General features: G+C 48.9%; 7 protein-coding genes. 5 read left to right on the top strand and 2 right to left on the bottom strand.

Annotation, left to right across the window (positions count from 1 at the left end; translation table 11 throughout):
- From K9G39_RS10340 to K9G39_RS10350, 3 genes are all read left to right on the top strand, one after another.
- Window positions 1-1,488 (top strand): ATP-binding protein, encoded by a 1,488-nt coding sequence (locus tag K9G39_RS10340; protein ID WP_292004847.1) that lies wholly within the window; start codon window positions 1-3, stop codon window positions 1,486-1,488.
- A gap of 261 nt (window positions 1,489-1,749) precedes the next feature.
- Window positions 1,750-4,710, top strand: coding sequence for an HsdR family type I site-specific deoxyribonuclease (locus K9G39_RS10345; RefSeq protein ID WP_292004848.1), 2,961 nt, complete (start codon window positions 1,750-1,752; stop codon window positions 4,708-4,710).
- A gap of 3 nt (window positions 4,711-4,713) precedes the next feature.
- Window positions 4,714-5,043 (top strand): M48 family metallopeptidase, encoded by a 330-nt coding sequence (locus K9G39_RS10350; protein WP_292004849.1) that lies wholly within the window; start codon window positions 4,714-4,716, stop codon window positions 5,041-5,043.
- Between the two features lie 212 nt (window positions 5,044-5,255).
- Here K9G39_RS10350 and K9G39_RS10355 read toward each other — a convergent pair whose 3' ends face one another.
- Window positions 5,256-6,485, bottom strand: a complete 1,230-nt coding sequence (locus K9G39_RS10355) for an endonuclease NucS domain-containing protein (protein ID WP_292004850.1) — start codon at window positions 6,483-6,485, stop codon at window positions 5,256-5,258.
- A gap of 653 nt (window positions 6,486-7,138) precedes the next feature.
- Here K9G39_RS10355 and K9G39_RS10360 point away from each other — a divergent pair.
- Together K9G39_RS10360 and K9G39_RS10365 are read left to right on the top strand one after the other, a co-directional pair.
- Window positions 7,139-7,480 carry a type II toxin-antitoxin system RelE/ParE family toxin gene (locus K9G39_RS10360; protein ID WP_292004851.1) on the top strand — a complete coding sequence of 114 codons (342 nt, stop codon included), beginning with the start codon at window positions 7,139-7,141 and terminating at the stop codon, window positions 7,478-7,480.
- A gap of 4 nt (window positions 7,481-7,484) precedes the next feature.
- Window positions 7,485-8,579 (top strand): HigA family addiction module antitoxin, encoded by a 1,095-nt coding sequence (locus tag K9G39_RS10365; protein ID WP_292004852.1) that lies wholly within the window; start codon window positions 7,485-7,487, stop codon window positions 8,577-8,579.
- Window positions 8,580-8,811: 232 nt separating this feature from the next.
- Here K9G39_RS10365 and K9G39_RS10370 read toward each other — a convergent pair whose 3' ends face one another.
- Entirely contained in the window at window positions 8,812-9,090 is a 279-nt protein-coding gene (locus K9G39_RS10370; RefSeq protein ID WP_292004853.1) for a type II toxin-antitoxin system RelE/ParE family toxin, read from the bottom strand.
- Window positions 9,091-9,141 lie beyond the last annotated feature (51 nt).

Genomic DNA, 9,141 nt, shown 5'->3' on the forward strand with positions numbered 1-9,141 from the left:
ATGGCCGGTACACATAAATTCAATCCCCGTGAGTTGATGGAAAAAGCCATCGAAGCAATGAAGCTTTCTATACAGGAACCTCGGTATGACGGCAATGCCACACCTAAAGTGGGGGCTGCTCTATGGAAGCCTGACGGGACAATTGAAACCGCTTACCGTGGCGAATTGCGAAGTGGAGATCATGCAGAATTCACTTTGCTTGAACGGAAAAACAGACCAAATGCCCTCGATGAATGCATTCTGTTTGCCACTCTCGAACCATGTGCGCCCGGAGCTCGAAACCAGCCGAAGCTGAGTTGTGCAGAGCGCATTGTGAATGCGCGAATCAAGGAAGTCTGGGTTGGTTGTCAGGATCCTCACCCAAAGGTTGCAGGAGAAGGCTTTCAGTTTCTAAAGAAAAATGGCGTTACGATACATTTTTTCGACCGCGACCTGCAGGAAGTCATTGAAAAAGAAAACGATGAATTTTTCAGGCAAGCTCAAGCCGCAGCAGAAAAGCAGAGACATGAACGAAAGCATGTCTTAGCCGAATATGACAACGTCATGCCGAACGTTGATATTAGCGATTTGTCATCGGATGCTCTTAAAAACTATGAGCTTATGCTTATGGGCAAAGAGCTTCACCAGAAGGAAGAGTTTTATCGAAGGCTTTCCCATCAAGGACTGCTCGAAAAAGCAAACGAAAAGCTTCGTCCGACGGGTTTTGGTATGCTTTTGTTTGCCCGGCATCCTCGTGACGTGATGGCGCAGGCAGGAATCCTTGGAACTATTTCCAGAAATGGTGAGGACGACCCAAGAGATTTTGATGGGCCAATGGTTCTTGCACCGGAACAGGCGATTCAATGGATGAAGGACAAGTTGCCGAATCCTATTTCTCGGACAGATGCTCGACGCAAAGAACAGCATAAAATCTATTATGAGCTTGTTCGTGAAGGATTGGTGAATGCACTTGTTCATCGAGACTATGGAATCAAGCAGGCGAAGATTCAGCTCGTGGTGACAGAAGATAAAACGATGATCCGAAGCCCTGGAAAGCCGATGGAGCCGGTTACATTACAACAGTTGCAGGAATTCAATGCTCCGATGTTCAGCCGAAATCCGAGGCTTCATGCAGTATTCAATACTATGCAGTTGGCCGAGGAACGAGGGTTGGGGCTTCGATCAATGCGGGATCGTGCCAAAAAAGCAGAACTGCCGCTCCCCAGTTATGCGTGGAATGAGCCATATCTTGATTTGACGATATATCGGACAGCTGAAAGTGCGACGAAGACGTTGGACAAAAACATCCTCGACGAACTGAGTTACTTCGAACAAAAAGGCTGGACGTTTATAGTGAATATGGGAACTACAACTCAAAATGAGTATGCCGTTGAAATGCGGGTGAGCCCACGTACGGCACAAAGGCATCTGACCCATTTCGTTGAGCTTGGATTGCTTGAAAGAGTTGGGAGTGGACCAGCAACAAAATACCGGGTAATTCAATCATAATTGAGATCAAAACACGACATACATCACGACATGATGTCGCGATTTAATGGCTTAAAATAGTGAGTTAGTTGCTATCGCGACATACATCACGACATGATGTCGCGATTTAATGGCTTAAAATAGTGGGTTAGTTGCTATCGCGACATACATCACGACGTGATGTCGCGATTTAATGTTTTAAAATAATGGGTTAGTTACTATCGCTATATAGTTAACAGTACATGTAACGGCATTCCCAAAAAAAGTTTACTCGAGAAAACGATGCCCACACCCTCCGAACACAAAACCGTCCAATCCCGAATCCTCGCTTACGCCGGGGCTATCGGCTGGGCTGTTGTGCCTCGCGAGGAGGCGGAAAAAAGGAGGGCGGGTTTTCCAACCCGCCATTCTCTTCACCAATGTAATGGCGGACAGGAATGTCCGCCCTCCGTTAGCCCGAACTCCCCGTTATCCCTCTTCTTCGACGACCTGCTCGACGCGAAGGTTCGGGAGTTCAATCCTCGCTATTCGGAGGCGGAGGGGGCGTTGCTGGGGCAGTTCCGGCATTTTCATGCCGACATTTACGGCAACCGGGAATTCGTGGAGCATCTGCGCAACCGGGGCAAGTTTTTCGATCATGAGGAGAAGCGCGAGCGCGATCTGATTCTGATCGATTACGACAATCCCGAAAGGAACGTGTACGAGGTTACCGAAGAGTGGGCATATCATAATGGCCATTACGGCACGAGGGAGGATATCGTCTTTCTCGTCAATGGGATTCCGGTTCTCGTGATCGAGTGCAAGAACGCAAGCAAGGACGAGGCGATTGCTCTGGGAATCGACCAGATCCGCCGGTACCACCGCGAGACGCCCAAGCTGTTCGTTTCGCAGCAGCTCTTCACCGCTACCGACGCCATCGGTTTTTCGTACGGGGCGACATGGAACATCGTGCGCCGGAACATATTCGAGTGGAAGGATGGCGCTCCCGGTCATCTGGAGACAAAGGTAAAGAGCTTCTGCGCCATCCCGCAGGTGCTGGCCTTCCTGAAGGAGTACATCGTTTTTGCCGAAAAGGACGAGGAACTCAACAAGTACATCCTGCGCCAGCACCAGACCGGCGCTGTGGATGCAACCGTCCGCCGGGCTCTCGATCCCGAACGGAGCCGGGGCCTCATCTGGCACACGCAGGGCAGCGGCAAGACCTTCACCATGATCAAGGCGGCGGAGCTGCTCTTCCGTGCACCGGGTGCGGATAAACCGACCATCCTTCTGATGATCGACCGGAACGAGCTTGAAGACCAGATGCTCAAGAACCTCGCCGCGCTCGGCCTTGGCAATCTGGAACATGCCACCAGCATTACCCGGCTCAACAAGCTTTTGCGCGACGACTACCGGGGCATTATCGTGACGATGATCCACAAGTTCCGCGACATGCCTGCGGGCATCAACACACGCCCGAACATTTACGTGCTCATCGACGAGGCGCACCGCACCACCGGCGGCGACCTCGGCAACTACCTCATGGCCGGGCTGCCGAACGCCAGTTACATCGGCTTTACCGGCACTCCGGTGGATAAAACCCTCTATGGCAAGGGCACCTTCAAGACCTTCGGCTGCGAGGACGACAAAGGGTACCTGCACAAATACTCCATTGCCGACAGCATCGAGGACGGCACCACGCTTCCGCTTTACTACCAACTCGCACCTAACGACTTGCTCGTCCCGCACGAAACGCTGGAAAAGGAGTTTCTCTCCCTTGCCGAAGCCGAGGGCGTGGCCGACATCGAAGAGCTGAACAGAATTCTCGACCGGGCGGTAAACCTGAAAAATTTCCTCAAGGGAAGAGAGCGGATCAAATTTGTCGCGCAGTTCGTTGCCGGGCACTACCTCACGAACGTCGAGCCGCTCGGCTACAAGGCTTTTCTCGTCGGCGTGGACCGCGAAGCGTGCGCCCTCTACAAGCAGGCCCTCGACCAGTTCCTGCCGTCCGACTATTCCAGGGTGGTCTACACTGGCAACAACAACGACTCCGTCCTGCTCAAGAAATTCCACCTCGACCAGAATCAGGAACGGCAGATCCGCAAGAGTTTCGGCAAACTCGGAGAGCAACCGAAAATCCTCATCGTCACCGAGAAACTGCTTACCGGCTTCGATGCGCCGCTGCTCTACGCCATGTATCTCGACAAGCCGATGCGCGACCACACCCTCCTGCAGGCAATCGCGAGGGTGAACCGCCCCTACGAGAACGAGGCGCAGGAGATGGTGAAACCGCACGGTTTCGTGCTCGATTTTGTCGGTATTTTCGACAAGCTCGAAAGAGCGCTTGCCTTCGACAGCAAGGAGATCAACGCTGTCGTCAAGGATATCAAACTCCTTAAGTCGCTCTTCCGGAACAAGATGGAAACCATTGCGCCGGAATACCTTGGTCTGGTCGGGCAGAACTTCAACGACAGGGATATCGACAACCTCATCGAGCACTTCCGCGATCCGGAGCGTCGGAAAGCGTTGTTCAGGGAGTACAAGGAGATCGAGATGCTCTACGAGATCATCTCGCCGGACGAGTTCCTTCGTCCGTTTATCGACAGCTATACGACGCTTTCGGCGATCTACGATGTGGTACGCAAGGCCTACACGAAGCGCATCCAGGTTGATCGCGAGTTCCAGCGGAAGACCAGCCGGCTGGTACAGGAACACATCGGCAGTTACGGTATCGCGGAGGTGCAGCAGGTGGTCGCAATAGACTCGAACACCATTGCCGTCATCAATGCCCGGTCTGGAGGCAAAACGACAAAGGTGATCAATCTCATCAAGAGCATCGAGAAGATCGCGGAGGATGAGAGTGACGATCCGTTCCTTATCGCCATGGCCGAACGGGCGCAGGCCGTGAAGGAGAGCTTCGAGAGCCGCCAGACGACGACCGCCGAAGCGCTGGAAAAGCTGATGCAGGAAATCGAAACCGACGAAGCGCGTAAAAAAGAGCAGGCAGAAAGGGGATTCGACGGACTGACCTTTTTTGTCTACCGGACCCTGCTCGACGAAAAGATTGAACATGCCGAAGAGGTCAGCCGGCAGATCAGGGAGGCGTTCGTGGAGTTTCCGAATTGGAAAAAGAGCGACAGGGAAATGCGCGAGCTTCGCAAAAAGGTCACCTTTGCTATTTACGCCCAATCGGACGATCTCGACCGGGTAACGGGCATCGTGGACAACCTGTTCCGCCTGCTTGAAAAGGCAAACCGGATCTGAACCATGACTGCACCCGCCAGCACAAAGATCCGGTTCAAAGAGCGCGTCCGCCAGTGGGCCCGGAAGCTCGATGTCCGGATAGTCTGGCTCGGCGTCCGCCCCATGCGGAACAAGTGGGCATCCTGCTCCACGGAGGGGCACCTCAATTTCAACGCCGAGTTGCTCGACATGGAGGAACGGGTCTGGGATTACGTGATCGTCCACGAACTGCTGCACTTCTTCGTGCCGAACCATGGCAAGCTCTGGAAGAGTCTGATGCGAGCCTATCTGGGAGAGTATGAGACCTGCGAAGCAGAGTTGAAACAAATCGTCCAGAACAAAATGCCACTGTAGCAGAAGCACAGACGCTCTCCGTCCACCCGACTGGCTTGATGGCCTGACACCGACAGAATTTGCCGTTCAGAGGCAGGAATCTTTTCTGAATCCAAGTAAGAAATCTTTGTAGGGCTGATTCCGAGACGCTTTATCAGTTTAAGCGGGAAGGATAAAAGCGCTGGATTAGCGTGCTATTTATCCCATTTTGAGTACAGAATCTTAATCGCATATTAGGGGTTTTTAAAATAATTCAGAAACAAAGTTAAATCTTTGATTGTATCAAACACACTTACCTTAAAGCTTTCCTTTTGCTGAATAACCTCATCTGCCTTCCACCATTTTCCAACACGAAAAACACTACGTCCAATTGCTGATAAATTAGAGCCTTTTTCTAACATTTTTTCCGCAAACACTTTCTCTGAATTACTGTAGATCTCCTTATATCTATTAATTTCATCTATCAATTCCCGTTCATTTCTTTCTTCAAATTCCTCAAACCATTTCACTACACCCATGCAATCAAAATATTTATCGATTCTCCATTTCTTTCTCAAAAGCCAAAAATTATTATTTCTATTTTGAGGAGTAATTGGAATTTTCGAGTATAACCTTATTTCTAATCCAAGATTTCTCGATTCTTCTATTCTTTTTTTGAAATCCTCGGAATTTTTTAATGCATTTAAAACCAATGAAAAGCTTTTTTTCAGTTCAGCGTTCAAATGTACTGAGCATTCGCTTAACCTGTTACTCCCTGTTTCGTTGACTTCAGATAGAGTGATATTGATATGCGGTATCTGAGTACTCCCCTCAGCTCTTGCGCCAAAATAAAATGCCATCCATGGCACATCAAGCCTGTTTGAATGGGTTCTATCAGATAATTTTGTTTCTAAAAACGAATTCGGAAACAATTCATCAATTCGATTTACAATATAATCCTTGATTTGGTACAATTTACCAATTGCATTAATTCTCAACTCCGGGTTCATTTCATCGTTGGCCTTTATAATATCCTGAAAATCGCTGGACTCAAAACCAACAAAGCGCTCATATAATGTATACTTGTCTCGCTTTTTATCTATTTCACTATACTTTTTATCAATACCGAGTAATTCCTCAACTGAGTAGCATTGAACTTTGACACCTCTTGATTCATTCAGCTCAAGCATTTCTGATGAGACCGCATTAGCAATTAATACCCCCCTTGCTTTGACGTCCGGCCTCATTTTTCTGTAATTTGGCAAATATCTTTTATATAATTTATCGGCGTGCTCTTTATTGATTTTTCCTATTTGAACTTCTACCAAGACATGCATATTATTTGATTGATCAACGAAAATAAAATCAACACGACTTCCGGTGCTAATCCAAAATTCTTTTTGATACAAAACTATATCATTACAAAAAAAGAAATCAGGATAATCTCTGATTAAGGATTGCATGATCTTTTCGCTGAATTCCATACTTTTTATATCTTGACAATAATTAGGAGTGACAGATGGCGGAACGCTCGCCACTACATAGTCTTTTGTGAAAGAATCATAAGCGCTCAGCAACAAGTCTTTCCGTAATTTGTTTTGATCTGAGATTCAGGATTATAGCACTTCTTTCTTGATTTACCGCTGGATCCGTTTATGCTTTAGCTTGATTACCTCGGAATCAATTATTGAGGTGAGCTTAGAGAGCGTCTGCCATTTCATACAAATCGCGGGGTTGCACTCGGGCGTTACCGATATGTCATCCCTACGGGATTTGAAGAAAGACAGAAAATGCGAGATGCTGCAAACCCATCGTTAGCTCTGGATGGGAGGACAGCACGCTCACAACCACATAAACTTCAGGAGCAATTGAAAACGGAAGTGGAATGAATGGTATTGATAGGTCATTACCCATACCAGTCTACTGTCCCGCGAAGAATCCGAAACGCTTTTTATCCCTGCCCTTGATTTTAGGAGACCGGACGATGGCGGCCCTCTTGATCAGGAGAGTTCCTGCGTCAAACCGATTTTTTCCAACGCCTTGTTAGCCCACGGAGTGAAGGCAGATCACAATCGAATACCTTATTTTGGATATAGTATATTTTAGTGAACAGTTTGTGTTAATTGTTATATTAGTCATGGACATAACGTTTGGCGACAAAGACCTGAAAAAGTACGCAAACAATGATCGTTTAGCTGTTCGCAAACTTGGCCCGAAAAGGGCTCAGGTCTTCAAGCAGCGACTTGACGATCTCAGAGCTGCCGATACGCTCGAAGATGTCCGCCACCTTCCCGGACGTTACCATGAGTTGACAGAAAACCGTAAAGGTCAATGGTCATGCGACCTCGATCACCCATACCGGCTGATTTTAACGCCTCATGAAGATCCGATTCCCTCGAATGCAGCTGGTCAGTATATCTGGTTTGAAATCAAGGGCGTGGAAGTAATTGCAATTGTGAATTATCACAAAAAGAGATGACACGATGACGAGACGAAATGAATATACCCCTCAGACGGTATCCCATCCCGGCTTGACGTTAAGGGAAAAGCTTGGGGAACTGGGAATGAGCCAGAAGGAGTTCGCGGTGCGTACCGGCAAGCCGGAACAGACGATTGTCAAGGTGATCAATGGAGAGAGCGCCCTGACTCCCGATATGGCGGTGCAGTTCGAGTCCGTTCTGCATATTCCTGCAAATTTCTGGCTGAAACGCCAGCAACAATACGACGAGGCCATTGCCCGAACGAAACGAAGCGAACTGCTGGCCAATGCATCCGGGTGGGCTAAACAGTTTCCTGTCAAAAAGATGATCTCGTTCGGGTGGTTGCCAAAACAACAGGATCCGGACGAGCTGGGCCGATTGTTGCTGGATTTCTTCTCGATGTCAAGCCCTGCAGCATGGGAGGAGTATTATCTTTCCCGAAAACTGAAAGTAAGCTTTCGGATTTCTTTGGCCCATTTCGGTGAACCGTATGCGATTTCGGCCTGGCTTCGACAAGGCGAACTGGATGCGATGAAACTCGATGCCGCCCCCTATGACAAAAAGAAGTTCGCAGCGGCTCTTCCTGAAATCAAGCAGGTGATGGCAGACCATCCTGACGATTTTTTCCCGCAACTGCGTGATATTTGCCGCGAAGCCGGAGTCAAGGTCGTCCATACCCCATGTCTGCCGAAAGCTCCGATTCATGGATCGACACGATGGCTGTATGACGATACCCCATTGATCCAGCTTTCTGCACGGTACAACCAGAATGACCGGTTCTGGTTCACCTTTTTTCATGAGGCCGGCCATATCCTCCTGCACGGCAAGAAGCATATCTCCATCGAAAGTGCTCAGGATAAAATCGAAGGGGATTCAAAGGAACTTGAGGCCGATGATTTTGCCGTCAAATGGACGTTTTCGGAAGAAGAGGAGGCTGCGGTTTTAGCGAATGGATCGTTCAAAGAGCAGAATATCATCGAGTTTGCCCGAAAATTCGGCACCCATCCTGCCATGATCATCGGCCGATTCCATCATAAAAAAATCCTGCCGTTCAGCGTTGGCCGTAAGTTCATCAGACCAATTCATCTGGATGGTTAAAAGGATTGACCCGGATCGATGAAAATCACGCTATACCAGACAGAGACCTTAGCAACGCGGGCATTTGAGAGGAACCCGGCAAGCAGATGAGATACAAAACCCCATCAGACAACCACGTCATATATATTGTCAATTGAATCGCGGATTTGTATAAAACCGCACCTGCTAAAGGAATCAGAACTCAACCATTTCTACAGGCGTATTTCGGAAAGGAAATGACTATCAGCGGAATCTATGGTCTTTTTTCTTTGCTGTGCCAGACACGGATAATAACAACAGTATCGTGTCTGTCCCACATATAACGAAGCACAAAAGCACCGGCCCCAAAAGAGATAACCAGTTCGCGCCTGCCGGTGTCATCGTCCATGGGACGCCCAACGTCCGGGATCGATTTCAGTAAACCTGCACCGTCCAGAATGGCTCTTGCCGCTCGTGCTGCCGCATCGGGGCTTTTTTCGTAGAGGAAAGCATGAAGCCGCCCGACATCGGCCAATGCGTCCGGAAGCCACATTATCCGGGGCAAGCCGTCACCTTCCCTTGCGCCAGATTTTCAAGCCACTCC

Origin of the sequence: Chlorobium sp., assembly GCF_021740465.1 — a bacterium.
Taxonomy (GTDB): Bacteria; Bacteroidota; Chlorobiia; order Chlorobiales; family Chlorobiaceae; genus Chlorobium.

Excerpts from the sequence above, each read along its gene's own strand:
- K9G39_RS10370 (WP_292004853.1), bottom strand. The coding sequence starts at position 9,090 with ATGTGGCTTCCGGACGCATTGGCCGATGTCGGGCGGCTTCATGCTTTC.
- K9G39_RS10345 (WP_292004848.1), top strand. The coding sequence starts at position 1,750 with ATGCCCACACCCTCCGAACACAAAACCGTCCAATCCCGAATCCTCGCT.
- K9G39_RS10360 (WP_292004851.1), top strand. The coding sequence starts at position 7,139 with ATGGACATAACGTTTGGCGACAAAGACCTGAAAAAGTACGCAAACAAT.
- K9G39_RS10365 (WP_292004852.1), top strand. The coding sequence starts at position 7,485 with ATGACGAGACGAAATGAATATACCCCTCAGACGGTATCCCATCCCGGC.
- K9G39_RS10350 (WP_292004849.1), top strand. The coding sequence starts at position 4,714 with ATGACTGCACCCGCCAGCACAAAGATCCGGTTCAAAGAGCGCGTCCGC.
- K9G39_RS10355 (WP_292004850.1), bottom strand. The coding sequence starts at position 6,485 with ATGGAATTCAGCGAAAAGATCATGCAATCCTTAATCAGAGATTATCCT.
- K9G39_RS10340 (WP_292004847.1), top strand. The coding sequence starts at position 1 with ATGGCCGGTACACATAAATTCAATCCCCGTGAGTTGATGGAAAAAGCC.